This window comes from Kribbella rubisoli (assembly GCF_004217145.1).
GTDB classification, from domain to species: Bacteria; Actinomycetota; Actinomycetes; order Propionibacteriales; family Kribbellaceae; genus Kribbella; species Kribbella rubisoli.
On the sequence record NZ_SHKR01000011.1, the window covers coordinates 795,845 to 812,213 of the forward strand.

At 68.1% G+C, this 16,369-nt stretch carries 19 protein-coding genes; 7 read left to right on the forward strand and 12 right to left on the reverse strand.

Annotation, left to right across the window (positions count from 1 at the left end):
- Positions 1-34: 34 nt before the first annotated feature.
- The 5 genes from EV645_RS06620 to EV645_RS06640 all read right to left on the reverse strand — a co-directional run bounded on the left by EV645_RS06620 (position 35) and on the right by EV645_RS06640 (position 5,533).
- The gene (locus tag EV645_RS06620; RefSeq protein WP_130440751.1) at positions 35-1,075 is read right to left on the reverse strand and encodes a cytochrome d ubiquinol oxidase subunit II; all 1,041 of its coding nucleotides are present in this window, start codon (positions 1,073-1,075) and stop codon (positions 35-37) included.
- Entirely contained in the window at positions 1,072-2,517 is a 1,446-nt protein-coding gene (locus EV645_RS06625; protein ID WP_130440753.1) for a cytochrome ubiquinol oxidase subunit I, read from the reverse strand. The genes EV645_RS06620 and EV645_RS06625 overlap by 4 nt, the downstream gene beginning before the upstream one ends.
- 55 nt (positions 2,518-2,572) lie before the next feature.
- Entirely contained in the window at positions 2,573-3,184 is a 612-nt protein-coding gene (locus tag EV645_RS06630) for a DUF1345 domain-containing protein (RefSeq protein ID WP_198681493.1), read from the reverse strand.
- Between the two features lie 89 nt (positions 3,185-3,273).
- Complete coding sequence (locus tag EV645_RS06635) at positions 3,274-4,101, reverse strand: MIP/aquaporin family protein (protein ID WP_130440758.1); 828 nt, start codon at positions 4,099-4,101, stop codon at positions 3,274-3,276.
- 52 nt (positions 4,102-4,153) lie between these two features.
- Positions 4,154-5,533, reverse strand: a complete 1,380-nt coding sequence (locus EV645_RS06640) for a DUF2252 domain-containing protein (protein WP_242000246.1) — start codon at positions 5,531-5,533, stop codon at positions 4,154-4,156.
- Positions 5,534-5,988: 455 nt separating this feature from the next.
- Here EV645_RS06640 and EV645_RS06645 point away from each other — a divergent pair, with 455 nt between their 5' ends.
- Entirely contained in the window at positions 5,989-7,377 is a 1,389-nt protein-coding gene (locus EV645_RS06645) for a chloride channel protein (RefSeq protein ID WP_130440762.1), read from the forward strand.
- Between the two features lie 4 nt (positions 7,378-7,381).
- Here the strand turns inward: EV645_RS06645 and EV645_RS06650 are convergent, their stop codons facing one another.
- Both EV645_RS06650 and EV645_RS06655 read right to left on the reverse strand, forming a co-directional pair.
- The gene (locus EV645_RS06650) at positions 7,382-8,059 is read right to left on the reverse strand and encodes a phosphatase PAP2 family protein (RefSeq protein WP_130440764.1); all 678 of its coding nucleotides are present in this window, start codon (positions 8,057-8,059) and stop codon (positions 7,382-7,384) included.
- A complete protein-coding gene (locus EV645_RS06655; protein ID WP_157997020.1) occupies positions 7,996-8,703 on the reverse strand; it encodes a phosphatase PAP2 family protein in 708 nt (235 codons plus the stop codon). Before EV645_RS06655 ends, EV645_RS06650 begins: the two co-directional genes overlap by 64 nt.
- Before the next feature lie 43 nt (positions 8,704-8,746).
- Here EV645_RS06655 and EV645_RS06660 point away from each other — a divergent pair, with 43 nt between their 5' ends.
- From EV645_RS06660 to EV645_RS06675, 4 genes are all read left to right on the forward strand, one after another.
- Positions 8,747-9,691, forward strand: a complete 945-nt coding sequence (locus tag EV645_RS06660) for an NAD-dependent epimerase/dehydratase family protein (RefSeq protein ID WP_242000247.1) — start codon at positions 8,747-8,749, stop codon at positions 9,689-9,691.
- Positions 9,688-10,407: an LmeA family phospholipid-binding protein gene (locus EV645_RS06665; protein ID WP_157997021.1), complete on the forward strand. Its 720-nt coding sequence runs from the start codon at positions 9,688-9,690 to the stop codon at positions 10,405-10,407. Before EV645_RS06660 ends, EV645_RS06665 begins: the two co-directional genes overlap by 4 nt.
- Positions 10,408-10,481: 74 nt before the next feature.
- Positions 10,482-11,186 (forward strand): PadR family transcriptional regulator, encoded by a 705-nt coding sequence (locus EV645_RS06670; RefSeq protein ID WP_130440770.1) that lies wholly within the window; start codon positions 10,482-10,484, stop codon positions 11,184-11,186.
- On the forward strand, positions 11,183-11,857 hold the full coding sequence (locus tag EV645_RS06675; protein ID WP_130440772.1) for a DUF1707 SHOCT-like domain-containing protein: 675 nt from the start codon (positions 11,183-11,185) through the stop codon (positions 11,855-11,857). The genes EV645_RS06670 and EV645_RS06675 overlap by 4 nt, the downstream gene beginning before the upstream one ends.
- Here EV645_RS06675 and EV645_RS06680 read toward each other — a convergent pair.
- A complete protein-coding gene (locus EV645_RS06680; RefSeq protein WP_130440774.1) occupies positions 11,845-12,228 on the reverse strand; it encodes a VOC family protein in 384 nt (127 codons plus the stop codon). The genes EV645_RS06675 and EV645_RS06680 overlap by 13 nt on opposite strands.
- Positions 12,229-12,277: 49 nt before the next feature.
- Between EV645_RS06680 and EV645_RS06685 the strand changes: the two genes are divergently transcribed.
- Complete coding sequence (locus EV645_RS06685) at positions 12,278-13,087, forward strand: PhzF family phenazine biosynthesis protein (protein ID WP_130440776.1); 810 nt, start codon at positions 12,278-12,280, stop codon at positions 13,085-13,087.
- A gap of 68 nt (positions 13,088-13,155) precedes the next feature.
- On the opposite strand, the gene EV645_RS06690 is transcribed toward EV645_RS06685, so the two are convergent.
- The gene (locus EV645_RS06690) at positions 13,156-14,121 is read right to left on the reverse strand and encodes a lipoate-protein ligase small subunit (RefSeq protein ID WP_242000383.1); all 966 of its coding nucleotides are present in this window, start codon (positions 14,119-14,121) and stop codon (positions 13,156-13,158) included.
- 56 nt (positions 14,122-14,177) lie between these two features.
- On the opposite strand from EV645_RS06690, the gene EV645_RS06695 reads away from it, so the two are divergent.
- On the forward strand, positions 14,178-14,810 hold the full coding sequence (locus EV645_RS06695) for a hemerythrin domain-containing protein (protein WP_130440778.1): 633 nt from the start codon (positions 14,178-14,180) through the stop codon (positions 14,808-14,810).
- Between the two features lie 11 nt (positions 14,811-14,821).
- Here the strand turns inward: EV645_RS06695 and EV645_RS06700 are convergent, their stop codons facing one another.
- From EV645_RS06700 to EV645_RS06710, 3 genes are all read right to left on the reverse strand, one after another.
- Positions 14,822-15,403 (reverse strand): adenylate kinase, encoded by a 582-nt coding sequence (locus EV645_RS06700; RefSeq protein ID WP_130440780.1) that lies wholly within the window; start codon positions 15,401-15,403, stop codon positions 14,822-14,824.
- Positions 15,404-15,522: 119 nt separating this feature from the next.
- The gene (locus EV645_RS06705; protein WP_130440782.1) at positions 15,523-15,903 is read right to left on the reverse strand and encodes a VOC family protein; all 381 of its coding nucleotides are present in this window, start codon (positions 15,901-15,903) and stop codon (positions 15,523-15,525) included.
- Between the two features lie 14 nt (positions 15,904-15,917).
- Positions 15,918-16,295 carry a YciI family protein gene (locus EV645_RS06710; RefSeq protein WP_130440784.1) on the reverse strand — a complete coding sequence of 126 codons (378 nt, stop codon included), beginning with the start codon at positions 16,293-16,295 and terminating at the stop codon, positions 15,918-15,920.
- Between the last annotated feature and the right edge of the window lie 74 nt (positions 16,296-16,369).

Genomic DNA, 16,369 nt, shown 5'->3' on the forward strand with positions numbered 1-16,369 from the left:
CGATCCACCATGTCCGGGTGGCCGGAACGACGAATCACCCGCCAGTGATGATTGGACGGTCACCGATGTCCTCGGTCCCCTCTTCGGGCAGCAATGTGCGCTGGTGGAGCACATAGAGCAGGACGAACCCGGGTACGACGATCAGCAGTGCCAACCCGACCGCCACGAGCAGCGTCAGCAACGTGCCACTAGGTGCAGCGGCCGCCGAGACGGTCAGGCTCTCCGGCAGGAGGAACGGCCACTGGGCGATGCCCCAACTGACGATGATCCCGGCCACCGCGAGTACTGCGAGAACCCGCGCACCGCGGGCGGCGTACCTCATCAACAGCACCAGCGCGCCGACTCCGCAGACCACACTGAGGATCGCGCTCGGAAGCGCTCTCGACGTCAGGCCGTCGAAGACGTGCGACGCCTTGGCGTTCAGGACGAACAGGCCGACGACCGCGACCACGGCGGCGGCAACGGCACTCGCCACCGCCCGACGGCGGAAGTACTCGCCCATCGCGTACTCGCGGAAATGCCGGGAGTCCCAGACGAGGTACACGGCAGCCAGGTACGCCGCAGCCACGACCGCCAGGATCCCGGTCACCAACGAGACGGGATTCAGCCAACTGTCGATCGGATCGCCGGCCTTGCCACCGGAGGGCACGTGACCCGACGCGATGCCACCCGCGATCGCCCCCATGCAGAACGGCACGAGCACCGACGACAACGCGAACGCCCCGCCGAAGATCCGCCGGGACCGCAGCGTCACAACCACCTTGCGGAAGGCGAAACTCGCGCCCCGTAACACGATCCCGAGCGCGGCCAGTGTGAACGGGACGAACATCGTCAGCATGATCGACGCGTACGCCGACGGGAACGCGGACCACGTCACGACGAAGATGAAGATCAGCCAGACGTGGTTCGCCTCCCACACCGGGCCGATCGACCGCTCGATCACGGCCCGCGGCTGCGCACCACGCTGGGACCCGCCCGCGGTCAGGTCCCAGAACCCGGCGCCGAAGTCCGCTCCGCCGAACACGGCGTAGGCCGCGAGGGCGAGGAGCAGCACGACGGCGATCGTCGTACTCATGGCGTCGGCTCCTCGACCGCCTCGGAGGCCTCGCCGGCCGCGGCCGGCTCCGTGGGTCCGTACGGCGTGTCGCCTTCGACGAAACCGCCTGCCCGGCGGAAGCGCCGGCTCATCCCTCGCAGCACCAGGATCGTCGTGACGCCGAGCGCGGCGTACAGCACGAAGACGGCGAGGAAGGTGATCCAGACCCCGGAGTTCGCGGTTGCCGCCTGTTCCACCTTCATCCGGTTGTAGACGATCCACGGCTGCCGACCGACCTCGGTGACGATCCAGCCCGCCTCCATCGTGATCACCGCCAGCACGCCGGTGCACGCTGCGATGCGGAGGAACCATCTGCTCTTGGGCATCCGGTGGCGGACGAGCCACGTGACGCCGTACCAGACCGACAGCAGGAACAGGGCGGTGCCGAGCCCGACCATGACATCCCACGCCAGGTGGACGGTGTCGGTCTCCCGGACGGTCGGGCGCTGGTCGACCGGCACGCTGTCCAACCCCTGTACGACGGTCGATTTGCCGGTTGCCGGATCCGACAACCACGACGCGAGCCCCGGGATCGGAATCCCACCCGAGATCGTGCCGGCCGCAGTGAGCCGCCCGAGCAACGTCTCGGGTACGTCGGAAGCTGTCGTCGGCACCAACTCGATCGCGGCGAACTTCACCGGCTGGTTGGCGTACACCCACCGGGCCAGCGCATCACCGACTCCCATCTGGATCGGGGTCATGATCGCGGCGACCGTGAACGCGATGGTGAATCCGATCCGGTGGTAGCGGTCGTTCCGGCCGCGCAGCATACCGGTCGCGTACACCGACGCGACCAGGAAACCACCGACCAGGTAGGCCGCGATCACCATGTGCGCGGCCTGCAACGGCATCGCGTCGTTGAAGATCACCTCGAGCGGCTCGACCTTCGTGATCTCGCCGTTCGCGTTCATCGTGAAGCCGGCCGGCGCGTTCATCCACGCATTGGCGGCGACCACCGAGATCGCGCCGAAGACACCGGCGATCACGATCGGTACGCCGGTCCAGAAGTGCGTCCACGGCTTCAGCCGGCGCCAGCCGAAGATGTAGATCGCGACGAAGATCGCCTCGGTGAAGAAGAACAGCCCTTCGAACGCGAACGGGATGCCGAACGCGTCGCCGTAGATCCCCATGAACCGTGGCCAGAGCAGGCCGAACTCGAAGCTCAGCACGGTCCCGGTCACCGCGCCGACGGCGAACGTCACAGCCATGTACTTCGACCACCGTTGTGCGAGCACCAGCGCGTCGTGGTCGCCGCGCTTGATCGCCCGGTAGTTGGCGATCAAGGTCATGAAAGCCCAGGACACCCCGAGCGGTACCAGGATGATGTGGAAGGCGAGGGTGAACGCCATCTGAGCCCGGGCCCACGGGACCGGGTTCACGGCGGCCGCGACGGCCAGGGTGACAGTCTCGCTCACGATCATCCGAGCCTCCCGGCACGACCCGGGCCCGGTCCCGATACCGGGCCGGCTGGTGACCTCAGGTGAAGACGTTGACCGCGCGGGCTACGACGAGGCCGACGACGGCCAGGGAGATCATCGATTGGAGACCCATGGCCATCTTGGCCCACAGGGCGAGGGGCATCACGTCGGTCGGGCTGAACGCGGTGGACGTTGTCATCGCTAGGTACAGGTAGTCGCCGAACCCGGGCCGCCAACCTGGTCGCGCGACCTCCGGGCTGAGCTGCTGCGTGAAGGCGAGGTCGAGGTACCGCGGCATCCGGTGGGCGCGGTTGGCGGCGCCGCCGGCGTCCAGTTCCCAGTACAGCAGGGCGAACACGATCAGGTTCGACGACCACACCACCCCGCCGGCCGCGAGTAGTGCCTCGGGTGAGTTCGTCATCGACCCGCCGCGGATCAGCACCGCGATGAGCCGCACAGTCGCCACCATCGCGTCCAGCACGAGCACGGCCACGACCACGATCGACACACCGCGCAGGAGCGACGACCGCTTGTCGATCCGCCCCGGATCCCGTGCGATCAGCACCGCCAGCAGCACGATCTCGACCGCCGGCAGCACCCACACCGGCGCCAGCCGCATCTCCTTCGGCCGCGCGAGGGTCAACAACATGGCCACCAGTACGGCGGTCACGCTCGGCCACCGAACCTCCCCCCGGACCGGCTGCCCAGACTCCCCACCGCCGACAGCATCCGTAGCACCCACCCAACCCACTTGTCCGGTCAGTCGTTGTCGCGGGTCGGGGTGCTGGTCATCGGCAGGGCGCCGCCCTCGGCGGCCTCGAGCTCGTCCTTGTCGGGCAGTCCGCGCACGGCTCCGATGATCGCCACGGCGATTGCGGCCCCGATCATCGGGCCGGCGACGTAGATCCACCAGCCCGTGTAGTCGTTGCCGACGATGTCGGGGCCGAGGGTGCGGGCCGGATTCATGGACGCGCCGCTGATCGGGCTGGCGAACAAGCCGAGCAGTGCGACCGTCGAGCCGACCGCGATGGCCGCGTTGTGGCCGATGCTACGGCCTCCGGTCGCGGTGTTGAGGATGACGCTGGCCAGGATCACGGTCAGGACGGTTTCCATCACCAGCGACTTCCACTCCCCGCCGGGAGTGTTGATCGGGTAGTTCCCGCCCGCGCTGACGTGGCCGAACATCAACTGCAGGAACAGAGCGGCACAGATGGTCCCGGCGAATTGGACCACCCAGTACGGCAGCACCCATTTGGCGGGAAACACTCCCCGGGCGGCGAAGGCGAAGGTCACAGCGGGGTTGATGTGGAGCCCCGACAGCGGGCCCCAGGCGTAGATCATCGCCATCACCACCGCCCCGGGCGCGATCACCGCCGCGGTCCTGCTGATCGGTGCGTTGCCCACGTAATGATTGATCACACCCGACCCGGCCGCCACCGTCACCAGTACGAAGGTGCCCAGGAACTCGATGATCAGCCGGATCCACAACGGCCGTTGCCGCAAGGTGTCTTCCTCGAACCGGACGAAGTACCGGCGCCCGAGTGACGCCCTGTGCTCAGCATCGGGATCGATGGCGGGTTCTGCCATGGCATTCGTCCATTCCTGTCGGCTGTCCGGGCTGGACCGCACAGGTTCGATTTCAGATGTCGGTGGTCGCTTCGGCTCTGCCGTCGTCGACGGCGCTCTGGAACGCGACGTAGTCGCGTTCGTTCTGGTCGGCGTAGGTTTCGGCGAAGTCGGCGATTGCGTGGTCGAAGGCCCCCGAGCCGCCGAGGTAGGCGGCCAGGGCGACGCGATCGCCGGAACGAGCGTGAGCGCGGGCCAGGGTCCACCCGCACACGCGGGCATAGACCGCCAGGCCCGAGGGGCCCGCCTGCTCGATCGGGAAGGAGAACTTCCAGTCCTTGAGTTGGCGAACGTAATAGTCGCGGTCCACCCCGTCCGGACCCGGCGTGTGGGTCCAGCCGAGGAAGATGTCGCTCTCGGCCTGCATCAGGCGCTGTCCGGCGACCACGCGCTCGCCTTGGTTGGTGTACCGGCTCCGCCCGCAGTACTGCACGAGGACCGACGGCTGCGCCTCCTTGGCCTGCAGGAACACCGGTTCGACTCCGTCTCCGCTGTCCATCAGCACGATCCAGGCGCGGGTGCCGACGCTGCCCACGCCGACGACCTTCCGGGCCGCCTGGACCAGCGTGAACTCCTCGAGCATGCGCCGCCGATCGGACTCCAGCGTGCGCCGGTACTTGCCCAGCACCGTGCGGATCTGCTGATACACCGCACTGGCCTGCACATCGGCGAAGACCTCCTCGACGGGGACGACCATCGGGGGGTTACTGATGATCCGCCGACGGCCCTCGACCACCGTGGTCAGCTTGTGCAGCGCCTGGGTGCTGTCGCGGGTGTGGGCCTTGGCCAGCATTTTCTCGGTGGTTTTGAAACCCTTGGCCTTCATGTGGGATCGGAACTGCCCGATGGCGTCTTCGATGTCCAGATGCGCGTACCACACCTCCAGGAACGTCTGCTCCGCGAACTCACGCATCGCCTTCCGGTAGGCCTTCACCGCCGCGAGGACGATCTTTCTGCGACGCTTTCGTCCGAACCCGTTGTCCCGTCCGGCCACTGCCAGGCTCGCCGCCAAGCGCTTGACGTCCCATTCGAACGGTCCGGGCAGCGTCTCGTCGAAGTCGTTGACGTCGAAGACCAACTCTCGCTCCGGTGATGCGTACGCGCCGAAATTGGACAGGTGCGCATCTCCGCACAGCTGCACATGCAGCCCCGACGTGGGCGTCGTGGCCAGGTCGGCCGCCATCGGCAGCGCAGCCCCCCGGTAGAACGTGAACGCCGACACCAGCATCCGCCCGTGCCGGATCGGCACCAGGTCCGGCACCCGCGACTTCGACTGCTCCAGCAGCAGCCCCACGGGATCCCGCGATCCGCCGGGCTGGAACTCGGCGTGCGACTCCCGCGGAGTGACGCTCCGCGCATCCATCCCCAGGGCGACCCGATCGGCACGGCTCAATTGCCCGAGTGTCCCGGCCCGCTTCGAATCTCCACGGAACGCCCGCGCGGCGGGGCTCGCTACTCTGCCACCCCCGGACTTCACAGTCATAGATCCCCCTGCCGCCCGCGCCGTCGAGAAAGCCGAACCGGATACAGCGGATCGTGGCGGGCGCACGCCCCCAGACTGATACCGGGAGGTGCAGCGCGGCATCACCCCTGTGGGGTGACCGGAGACCGAACTTGGCGGCGTCAAGGCATACGGCGGTCGCGCCCCGTGGCAGAGCCGCTACGACACTGGAGAGCTGAACCCGTACGCCGGAGATCACCCGGCCGGGAGGATGCGTCGGTCGCCCACCAGGTGGAAGGTGGAGGCGGCTGAGAGGAGTCCGTCGTGTCGATCGGTCCATCCTGTTCGGATTCGGTCGGACAGTCGCGAGGTGAGCCCGGACCGTTCTCTGCCAGGAGTCGGGTCTGATGACCGACTCACAACGCTCCGCAGGGGGTTCAGCCGCGGTCAGCCGGCCGTCCTCTGCGCCGCCGGCCGGTCCACCGGCGATGGACCCGTCCCAGGTCATCCGTTCGAAGCAGTACCTGATCGCGCTGGTGCTCGCCGCGATCCTCGGGATTCCGATCTCGGGTGCCGCCTACGGTTTCCTGGCCCTGGTCGACGCGATCCAGGAGTCCGTGTTCGACGATCTTCCGCAGCAACTCTTCACCGGTGGCGTGCCCGCGTGGTGGCCGGTGCCCTGGTTGGCGCTGTGTGGAGTGTTGACCGGTTTGACCATCCGGCACCTGCCCGGCAACTGCGGGCACTCCCCCGCCTTCGGGTTCAAGACCGGCGGGGGCCCACCGGTTGACCGGGACCTGCCCGGCATCATCCTGGCCGCCATGACCACCCTCAGTCTCGGCGCCGTCCTCGGACCCGAGGCTCCCCTCATCGCTATTGGTGGCGGCTTGGCGGCGCTGACGGTGCATCTGGTCAGGAAAGACGCTCCGCCGATGGCTGTGACGATCATGGCGGCGGCCGGCAGCTTCGCGGCGATCAGCACGCTGCTCGGCTCCCCCGTGCTCGGCGCATTCCTGATCATGGAGGCTGCGGGCGTCGGGGGTGCGACGCTGAGCTTGGTGGCGCTGCCGGGACTACTGGCCTCCGGCGTCGGCGCTCTGGTCTTCGTCGGTCTGGACAATTGGACGGGACTCGGCAGCTTCTCGCTGTCCCTGACGTCCGTGCCGCCGGCGGTGGATCCAACGGTGGCCACGATGGCCTGGGCACTGGCCATGGGCGCGGCCGGGGCCCTACTGGGCTGGGTGATCCGCTGGATCGGGTTGTCGTTGCGTCCGGTCGTGCACGTGAACCGGGTGCTGGTGACGGCGGCTCTTGGCCTTCTCATCGGCCTGACCGCGATGGCCTACCAGCTGATCTCCGACCGCAGCTTCACCCAGGTATTGTTCTCCGGCCAAACTGCGCTGCCCGAACTGGTCGAACACGCCTCGGACTATTCGGTCGGTGTGCTGATCCTGCTCGCCGCCTGTAAGACCCTCGCCTACGGGCTCTCGCTGAGCGCGTTCCGTGGCGGACCGGTCTTCCCCGCCATGTTCATCGGTGCGGTGATCGGTATCGCCGCGAGTGGGTTGCCCGGCATGAGTCTCGCGCCGGCGATCGGCATGGGCATCGGAGCCATGTGTGCCGCGATGTTGCGGCTGCCGATGACCTCCACGCTGCTGGCCACCCTGCTGCTCGGTGCGGACGGTGTGACCGTGACACCGCAGGTCGTAGTGGCTGTAGCGGTGGCCTTCGTCATCACCAACCTGCTCCCGGCCCCGGGCAAGAAAGCCGCGGCACCTGCCGGCCCAACGCCCTGACCCGTTATCGGCGTGGGGTGCGGGTGCGGGTTCGGGTGCTGTGGCGGTACCAGGCGTAGGCGAGTAGGGCGCAGATGGCGCCGTTGAGGAAGCCGGCGCCGACGTCGGTGACGTGGTGCATGCCGCGGTAGAGGCGGGAGAACGCCACCAGTAAGGGCATCGCGAGGCAGAGGATCACCGTCGTCCAGCGCAGCCAGGGGCGGTCGATGCCCAGGGCGAGCAGTGCGAACGCGACGTACAGACCGGTTGACGCGCCGGTGTGGCCGCTGGGGTAGCTCGCGGTCGGTGGGGACGCGTCGAGCTTTTCGACCTGCGGGCGGTCGCGGTCGACGACCTTGGCCGCGATCAGGAAGATCAGGCCCTGCATGGCGATCGCGATCGGTGCGACGAACGCGAGGCGCAGGTCCCGGGTCCGCCACAGCAGCAGCGACGAGACGACGATGCACACCGCGATCACGCCCGCGGTGTTGCCGATCTGCGACCACACCGCGGTGATCGTGTTCCAGGTCCCGGTCCGGTCGGCGGCGAGATCCTTGTTGACCGCCTCCTCGGAGTGGGAGAGCCCGTCGAGCGGCCCTTTCAGTGCGAGCCCGATCCCGATGATGAGTCCACCGAGTGCTACGCCGGGTGCGACGGTCCTGGTGAGGAGGTCGACGCCGTCTTGCCGATGAACCCGATCCATGAAGCGAACATAATGCCTAGACCGAGAATGTGCCCGGCGAGGATGTCGGTCGGAAAGTGCGCGCCGATGAAAAGCCGGTCCATACCGACGATCACAGGCACCACGATCGCGAGTACGACGGCGACGCGGCGTTGGGCGGCGGACAGCAGCGGCCAGAGCAGGAAGACCATGACGCCGGCCGCCAAAGTGATGTTCAGGGTATGTCCGGAGGGAAACGAGTAACCCTCCGCATGCGGCACCGGACCGTCGACGACCGGCCGGGCGCGCTGCGTGATCGGCTTGGAGATGCCGCCGATCGCCCAGCCGACCATCATCGTGACGAACGCCCACAGCGCCCGCCCCTTGAGCCTCTTCGACCTCCACACCCAGACCACGACCCCGGTCGCCACCAGATACACGAAGATCGGCAGGCTGACGGTCTGGATCACGGTCAGCGTCGGGACGAGTCCGTGACGGACAGTGAACCCGGTGGCCGCCCGGCTGAGCGCGTCGTCGGCTCTGATCAACGGATCGAACTGCTGCCGCACCGCCAGCCCGAGGAGCACCACCGGCAGCGCGAACACCAGCATCGCCAGGACACCACGGAGCAACCGCCAGCTCCGCGTCCTGACGACCGCCGTCACACCTGCCCACCGCGTCGTCATAGCCAACCTGTACCCCATCGAGCACCGGATCAGGGCGAACTCGGTGATCGGTACTGTGAGCAGCGTCCGGACGGAAGGGAATCGCGTGCAGGTCGTCGTCGGTGCGGGTGCGGTCGGAAGTGCGGTAGCGCGGCTACTGGTCGAGCAGGGAGAGCGGGTCCGGGTGATCACCCGGTCCGGCAGCGGGCCGGACGGAGCGGAGCGGGTCGCCGCAGATGCTGCCACGGAGCTGGCGGAGCACGTCGCAGGTGCGACGGCGATCTACTCGTGCGCGGGACCGGCGTACAACAAATGGACGACGCAGTGGCCCCCACTGGGCGCAGCGTTGATCGCGGCGGCCGAGGCGTCGGGTGCAACGCTCGTGACGACCGGCAACCTCTATGGCTACGGCGCGGTGGACCGGCCGATGACTGAGGACCTGCCGCTGCTGCCCAACACCGTGAAGGGGCAGGTCCGGGCCAAGCTCTGGACCGATGCGCTCGCGGCGCATGAGGCCGGGCGGATCCGTACTGTGGAGGTGCGCGGATCGGACTATCTCGGCGCCGGCGCGGTTTCGCCGTTCAGTGTGACTGTGTTGCCGAAGGTGATCGCCGGCAAGCGCGGGATGATGCCGGGCGACCTGGACGCGCCGCACAGCTGGACGTACGTCGGTGACGTCGCGCGGACGCTGATCGCGGTCGCCGGCGACGAAAGCGCCTGGGGCCGCGCCTGGCACGTGCCGACCCCGGAGCCCGTCTCTGTCCGCCGACTCGCCGGCCGCGCGGCCGCACTGGCGGGCGCGCCGGAGGCCAAAGTGACGAAGATGCCGGCGGTCATATTGAAGCTGGCCGGGTTGGTCGACCCCGCCGCGCGCGAGATGGTGGAGATGCAGTACCAATGGCAGCGTCCGTTCGTGCTGGACTCCACTGCCGCAACAGTTGCCTTTGGCATCAAACCGGCAGCGACCGAGGATGCACTCCGGGAAATGATCGAGAAGGGCAAGCAATGAGCTCCAAGAGGCCAGGCCGCGGGTTCCGCCGCCTCATCGTGACGCTGGTCGTGCTGGCGGTGCTGGCGGTCGTAGTGGACCGGATCGCCGCGGTGGTCGCGCAGAACCAGCTCGCCTCGATGGCCACCAAGGAGGCCGCGAAGTACGACGTACGTTCGGCCGATACCTCGGTGAAGATCGGCGGCTTCGGGTTCTTCCCGCAGCTGTTCAAGGAGGACTTCTCCAAGGTCACGCTGACGATGGGGCAGCCGAAGCTGTCCAAGATCCCGGGTGAGAAGCTCACGGTCGACATGCACAGCGTGCATGTGCCGCGCTCACTGCTGACACAGCAGTCCGGTGCGGTCACCATCGACTCGACCGACCTGCGGCTGCAGTTCTCGCCGCGCGAGTTGAGCAGGCTCGCCGTCGCGGACACCGGGCTGCAAGGGCTGAGTGTCGTCGCGGTCGACGGCAAGCTGCACGCGAAGCTGACGCTGGGCGGATCCAGCGCCGACGTGCCGATCACTCCGCAGATCAGCAACGGCCGCTTGGCGCTGGCCGTCGACCAACTACCGGACGGCATCCCGGCCGTCCTCCGGACCGCGCTGCAGAACCGTCTGGCCGCCGGCATCGAGATCCCGAAACTCCCGTTCGGCGCCCAGGTCACCGGGGTCAACGTCCAGGACAACTCGGTCATCCTGACCGCCGCCGTACAGGACCTGAAGTTCAACTCCTGACTCCCTTGGGTTGCGATGGTTCGCGATATATCGTCGAACTATCGCAATCACTTTCGTAGGGACGGGTGGTCGAGATGACCGGATCGGCGTACGCCGCGGGCTGGCCTTGGCAGCAGTTCGCGCGTCATTGTTCGAACTTCGACGACATTGTCGAGGAGTTGCGCGCGGCCATGACCGGCGCGAAGCGCGGGCACCGGGGGCACGAGCAGCAGCGCTTCGGGCCGCAGTGGGGGATGTTCGGCGGCGGCGGGCAGATGTTCGGTCCGCCGTGGGGTCCGCCGCCGCGGTGGCGAGGCCCGAAGGCCCGCAGGGGTGACGTTCGGGCCGCGATCCTCGCCGTACTGGCGGAGCAGCCGATGAACGGCTACCAGATCATCCAGGAGATCGCCGAGCGCAGCGGCGGCGTGTGGAAGCCGAGCCCCGGCTCGATCTACCCGACGCTGCAGCAGCTCGAGGACGAGGGCCTGGTGGCGGCGGACGCCGAGGTCGGCCGGCGGACGTTCCAGCTCACGGACGAGGGCCGTGCGTACGTCGCCGCACACCAGGACGAGGTGTCCGCGCCGTGGGAGGCGATGAGCGCTCCCGCCGGCGACGACGAGAACGGGTTCAAGCCGGTGCTCGGGCAGGTCGCGACGGCGATGTGGCAGATCATGGCCAGCGGTACGCCGGAACAGCAGGCGAAGGCCCGCGAGGCGGTCGGTGATCTGCGCCGCAAGCTGTACGGCATCCTCGCCGAGGACGACGACAACCCGGAGAACAACGAGCAGGACCGGGCATGACATCGCCCGACCGGGGCCGACCCCAGCGGGGCGGTCCCGGCGCTCGCGGCGCTCGCCGCGGGCGCGAATGGCAGGGCTGGAACGGCGACTGGGGCCAGCAGGGCTGGGACGGTCGCAGCTCGGGCGGTCAATGGCGCGGACCCGGCTGGGTCGGCGAATGGCGCGAGACGAGCTGGGACGACCCGCGGGACGGCGGCTGGAATCGTTCGGACGACGGCGGCCGCGGTCGGGACCAGGACGAAGGCCGGCGCGGCGACGTACCCAGGAAGCGCGTGCGGATCGGGGACGCCGAGCGGGATCAGGCTGTGTCGTTGCTCAGTGACCACTTCGTCGCCGGGCGGTTGACGCAGGCCGAGTTCGAGGAGCGCAGCGAGCAGGCAACGAAGTCGCGGTACGGCGACGAGCTCGAGCCGCTGTTCGACGACCTGCCGACGTCGATGGAACTGCAGGTCGCCCAGCGCAGCCCGGCCGGCGTACGGCGGAGGCCGGCCGGCGTACGGCGGAGGCCGGGCCCGCCGCCGCCGATCCTGATGCTGATGCCGTTCCTGATGATCGGTCTGGTCATCAGCTCGCTCGCACTGGCCGCACCGTGGCTGCTGTGGGGCGTGTTCTGGGTCGTCCTGATCAGCGGCATGTCCAAGCGCCGCTGGCACAACAACTACCGTCGCTGACGGGCCCGCGGGATCTCCTCCGCGAACTCGACGACGAAACCATCCGGGTCGGCAACGTGGACCGTCCGATGTCCCCACGGACGGTCCACCGGCCCGCTCAGCACCTGCACGCCGGCCGCGGCCAGCCGTTCGGCGTACGCATCCACGCCGTCAACCATCACCACAACTTCCCCGCCGGCGCCTGGCGTCACATCATGCCCGGTCAACCACTCCGCCCGCCGCCGCTCGTACAACCCAAACCGCACTCCCCCGGCGTCGAACTCCGCATACCCCGCATCCGTGAACTTGTAGGCCAGCCCCACTACATCCCGATAGAACGCAACAGACCGCTCGAGCTCCCCGACGTACAAAATGACGTACCCGATCTCCATGCGTGGAATTGTCCGCCCCGGAGCGGGGCTCGACTCGATAATGGGCTGTATGACGGATGTTCTTCGGTACGCCGCTTTCACGCTCGACCCGGCCGGCGGGAATCCGGCCGGGGTCGTGCTCGACGCCAGCGGGCTGGATGACGCGGCAATGCAGGCGATTGCGGCGGAGGTTGGGTACTCCGAGACTGCGTTCGTTGTCGATGGAGCGGTGCGGTACTTCTCGCCCATGGCGGAGGTGCCGTTCTGTGGGCATGCGACGGTCGCTACCGCGGTTGCGTTGGCGGAGCGGAACGGGCCGGGCGAGTTCGTGTTCTCGACCCAGGCCGGGCTGGTGCCGGTCACGGTCGATGAGGGACTGCGCGCGACGCTCACCAGCGTCGAGCCCTCCGTGGAGCCGGCCGGGGACCTGACGGACGTTCTCGACATCCTGCATTGGAAGGCGACGGACCTCGACCCGGACCTGCCGGCCAGGATTGCGTACGCCGGAGCGCGGCATCTCGTGTTGAGTGCGGCGACCAGGCAACGACTTGCCGATCTGGACTACGACTTCGATCGCCTGCTGGAGTACATGCTCGAGCGTGACCTCACCACGCTGCAGCTCGTCTGGCGGGAGTCGCCGACCACGTTCCACGTAAGGGATCCGTTCCCGGTCGGCGGGGTCGTCGAGGATCCGGCTACCGGTGCCGCGGCGGCCGCGTTCGGCGCCTACCTGCGAGAGCTCGGGCTCGGGCAGCCCACGATCACGCTGCACCAAGGCGACGACCTGGGTCGTCCCAGCCTCATCACGGTCGAGCTGTCAGACCAGGACAACCGCGTGCGGGTCAGCGGGAACGCAGTGCCGATCACGGCACCCGCGTGAGCCACTCCTCGGTGCCGAACTTCTCCGCAACCCGCTCCTGAGCAAGCTCGACGGTCGCGGCGTCGATGTCACCAGCCTGGAGACCGTAGCGGTTCCGGAACGTGCCGACCATCCGCGAGGATCACCTCCGCACGATCGAGACCTGTCTGGCTTCGCAGCGGGTCGACGCGCTTGTTCGCGCTCGTGGTCCCCTTGTCCGACAGCTTCTCGCGGCCGATCCGCAGTACGTCGAGCATCTTGCCGGCGTCCATGTCGTAGGCCATCGTCACGTGGTGCAGCACCGCGCCGCCCGCGAACCGCTTCTGCGCGGCGCCCGCGATCTTGCCCGCCGGCGAGGTGATGTCGTTGATCGGCTGGTACGTCGCCGCGATCCCGAGATCGTTGAGTGCACCAATGACCCAGTCGTCGAGGAACGCATACGACTCGATGAACGACAGGCCGGAGACGAGCGACTCCGGCACGTACAGCGAGTACGTGATCGTGTTCCCCGGCTCGACGAACATCGCACCGCCGCCGCTGATCCGCCGTACGACGGTCACGTCGTGCCGGGCCGCGCCGTCCAGGTCGACCTCGTTGCGCAGGGACTGGAAGCTGCCGATGATCACCGCGTTCGACGCCCACTCCCAGACACGCAGCGTCGGCGGGCGTTCACCGGACCCGACCTGCTCGGTCAGTACTTCGTCGAGCGCCATCTGCAACGCGGGCTCCCGCGGTACGTCGTGCACGAACTCCCACTCGTGGTCACGCCAACCAGTTGCCCCGGTCAACGCACGCCGTACGGCGACCGCGACCGCCTCCGGGGAGAAGCCCAGCATCTCGACACCATCGCCGAGCACACCACGCACGCGCGCCGCGATCTGGGCCGCGGGCAACGCGATCGGCAGGCCGGCCAAGGCGCCGTTGATCCGCTCGAGCGCATCGTCCGGTTCGAGGAAGAAATCCCCGGAGATCTGCGCGGTCCTGACGTGGTCATCGACCACGTCGAGATCCGCGACGACGAGCTTCCCACCGGGCACCTTGTACTCACCATGCATACTCACCAACAACTTGCGCTGGTCAACGGTTGTTCCCCGGGCGCATACTCCCGGTCATGGGGGAAATGAGCATGAACAAGGCGATCCATGCCGCCGTACGCCGGGATCTCGATCGGTTCCTTGACGCACTGGAGCGGTTCCCGGACGGGGACCGGGAGCGGGCCGAGCAGTTGGCGACGGCCTGGGAGAACTTCGACGAGCAGCTCACCCGGCACCACGAGGGTGAGCACGAGACCGCGTGGCCGGCGCTGGAGAAGGTCGGCGTGAGCCGGGACCTGCTGGCGCAGCTGGATGCGGAGCACGACACCATGGCGACCGCACTCGCGGCGACCCGGACGGCGATGGGCGCGCTACACACCTTCGCCAGCGCCGAGGACGCGAAGGCCGCACACACGGCGATGCAGGAGCTCCAGCGGGTCACCGTCGTACACCTGGAACACGAGGAGGCGGAGATCGAGCCCGTCTACCTCGCGAAGAAGGACAGCCCCGAGCTGAAGGCGATGGGTCGCGAGTTCGCCAAGGTCGGCCCGGTCCAAGGCGGCACCTTCTTCGCCTGGGCCCTCGACGGCGCCACCTCCGAGGAGACGGAAGCCATCGCCCACACCGTCCCCAAACCAGTCCTCACCGTAATAACAGGCCTCTTCGGCCGCACCTACCGCAAATCAGTGGCCCCGGTCTGGCGCTCCTAGCCGCGTGCCGGTTACGCAGCTGACTTGAGTTGTACGGCGACCTGCCACACGCGCGAGCGGACCGTGTCGATGTCGGCGGATGCGTCGACCTCGTGGTGGATGCCGCGGTTCGCGTAGAAGTGGATCAGCGGAGCGGTCTGCTCGTGGTAGACCTCGAAGCGGCGGCGGATGACCTCTTCGGTGTCGTCGGAGCGGTGTTCGATCTCGGCGCGGCGGAGCAGGCGGTGGACCAACGAGTCGACCGCGACCTGGAGCACCAGGGCCGCGTCGAGTCCACGCCCTTGCTCGTCGAGGATGTCGTCCAGCACGCCGGCCTGGTGGAGGGTGCGCGGGTAGCCGTCGAGGACGAAGCCCGCACCGGCGTCCGCTGCCGCGAGCCGGTCGCGGACCATTTCGTTGGTGACCTCGTCGGGCACGTACTCGCCCGCGTCGAGGTAGCGCTTGGCCGTCCGCCCGAGCTCGGTGTCGTCCGCGATGTTGCGCCGGAACAGATCACCGGTGGAGATGACGGGTACTCCGAGATGGTCGGCCAGGTGACCCGCGTGCGTCCCCTTGCCCGCCCCCGGCGGCCCCATCAGCAAGACAGTGGTCACGGCACCCTCCGTACCCTCGGTAAGTCCCAAAGAATATGGGACCTTCCGCGACGACGGTACGGTGTACGTCACTCCGGCTCTCGGGAATATGTCACACCGCGCATAACTGTCCGGAATCACTACTTCTCGAGCAAATCCCACGTCGAGAGGCAGAACGGGTGCCCGGCCGGGTCCGCGAACACCAGACAGTGATCGGCGTTCGGCTGATGTTCGTACTGCGTCGCGCCCGCCGCGAGCACCAACTCGGCGGCGGTCGCGAGGTCCTCGACGTAGAAGTCGAGGTGGAACTGGATCGGCACCGTGGGATCCGGCCAGCTCGGCGGTACATGTGCCGGGTCGCTTTGAAAGTCGATCCGGCCGCCCGGCCCGTCGACGGTGGCCCAGACCGGGTCGGTGTAGACCACCTTGCCGCCGGTGATCTGGGCGTAGAACCGGCCGAGCGCCGCCGCGTCCGGGCAGTTGATCGTCGGTGAACTCAGCCGGATCCCGGTGCCGTCCATCTCAGAACTCCATCTCAGAAGATCATCTCGGGGCGAAGCTCGATGATGTCGCCCGGCCCCGCGAACTTCGCCGCCAGCTCCTCGGCCCGCTCCCGCGTCGCGCAGTCCAGCACGAAGAATCCGGCCAGCTGTTCCTTCGATTCGGCGTACGGACCGTCGGTGCTCACCGGCCGTTTGCCTTCCCAACGGAACGTGCGCGTCGTCGACGGCGCGTCCAGCGCCAGCCCGCTGACCAGCTCGCCGGAGGCGGACAGCTCGGCCAGCATCGCGTCGAACTCCTTGCCCATCGCCTCCCGCTCATCGGCCGGGATCGACCGCCCCACCTCGGTGAAGTCGATCGTCGGGTGACCCCACGGCTGCGGGTTGGAGTGGATCAGAACCACGTACTTCATCAGTGACCTCCAGTCTGAGCCGGTACGCCGTACTGCGCCCGGCACCGATGACGTCGGAGGCCCTGTCGCGGCCT

Excerpts from the sequence above, each read along its gene's own strand:
- EV645_RS06710 (WP_130440784.1), bottom strand. The coding sequence starts at position 16,295 with ATGAAGTACGTGGTTCTGATCCACTCCAACCCGCAGCCGTGGGGTCAC.
- EV645_RS06655 (WP_157997020.1), bottom strand. The coding sequence starts at position 8,703 with ATGACGACGCGGTGGGCAGGTGTGACGGCGGTCGTCAGGACGCGGAGC.
- EV645_RS06705 (WP_130440782.1), bottom strand. The coding sequence starts at position 15,903 with ATGGACGGCACCGGGATCCGGCTGAGTTCACCGACGATCAACTGCCCG.
- EV645_RS06690 (WP_242000383.1), bottom strand. The coding sequence starts at position 14,121 with ATGCATGGTGAGTACAAGGTGCCCGGTGGGAAGCTCGTCGTCGCGGAT.
- EV645_RS06695 (WP_130440778.1), top strand. The coding sequence starts at position 14,178 with ATGGGGGAAATGAGCATGAACAAGGCGATCCATGCCGCCGTACGCCGG.
- EV645_RS06645 (WP_130440762.1), top strand. The coding sequence starts at position 5,989 with ATGACCGACTCACAACGCTCCGCAGGGGGTTCAGCCGCGGTCAGCCGG.
- EV645_RS06625 (WP_130440753.1), bottom strand. The coding sequence starts at position 2,517 with ATGATCGTGAGCGAGACTGTCACCCTGGCCGTCGCGGCCGCCGTGAAC.
- EV645_RS06650 (WP_130440764.1), bottom strand. The coding sequence starts at position 8,059 with ATGGATCGGGTTCATCGGCAAGACGGCGTCGACCTCCTCACCAGGACC.
- EV645_RS06620 (WP_130440751.1), bottom strand. The coding sequence starts at position 1,075 with ATGAGTACGACGATCGCCGTCGTGCTGCTCCTCGCCCTCGCGGCCTAC.
- EV645_RS06680 (WP_130440774.1), bottom strand. The coding sequence starts at position 12,228 with ATGGAGATCGGGTACGTCATTTTGTACGTCGGGGAGCTCGAGCGGTCT.
- EV645_RS06685 (WP_130440776.1), top strand. The coding sequence starts at position 12,278 with ATGACGGATGTTCTTCGGTACGCCGCTTTCACGCTCGACCCGGCCGGC.
- EV645_RS06670 (WP_130440770.1), top strand. The coding sequence starts at position 10,482 with ATGACCGGATCGGCGTACGCCGCGGGCTGGCCTTGGCAGCAGTTCGCG.
- EV645_RS06665 (WP_157997021.1), top strand. The coding sequence starts at position 9,688 with ATGAGCTCCAAGAGGCCAGGCCGCGGGTTCCGCCGCCTCATCGTGACG.
- EV645_RS06635 (WP_130440758.1), bottom strand. The coding sequence starts at position 4,101 with ATGGCAGAACCCGCCATCGATCCCGATGCTGAGCACAGGGCGTCACTC.
- EV645_RS06675 (WP_130440772.1), top strand. The coding sequence starts at position 11,183 with ATGACATCGCCCGACCGGGGCCGACCCCAGCGGGGCGGTCCCGGCGCT.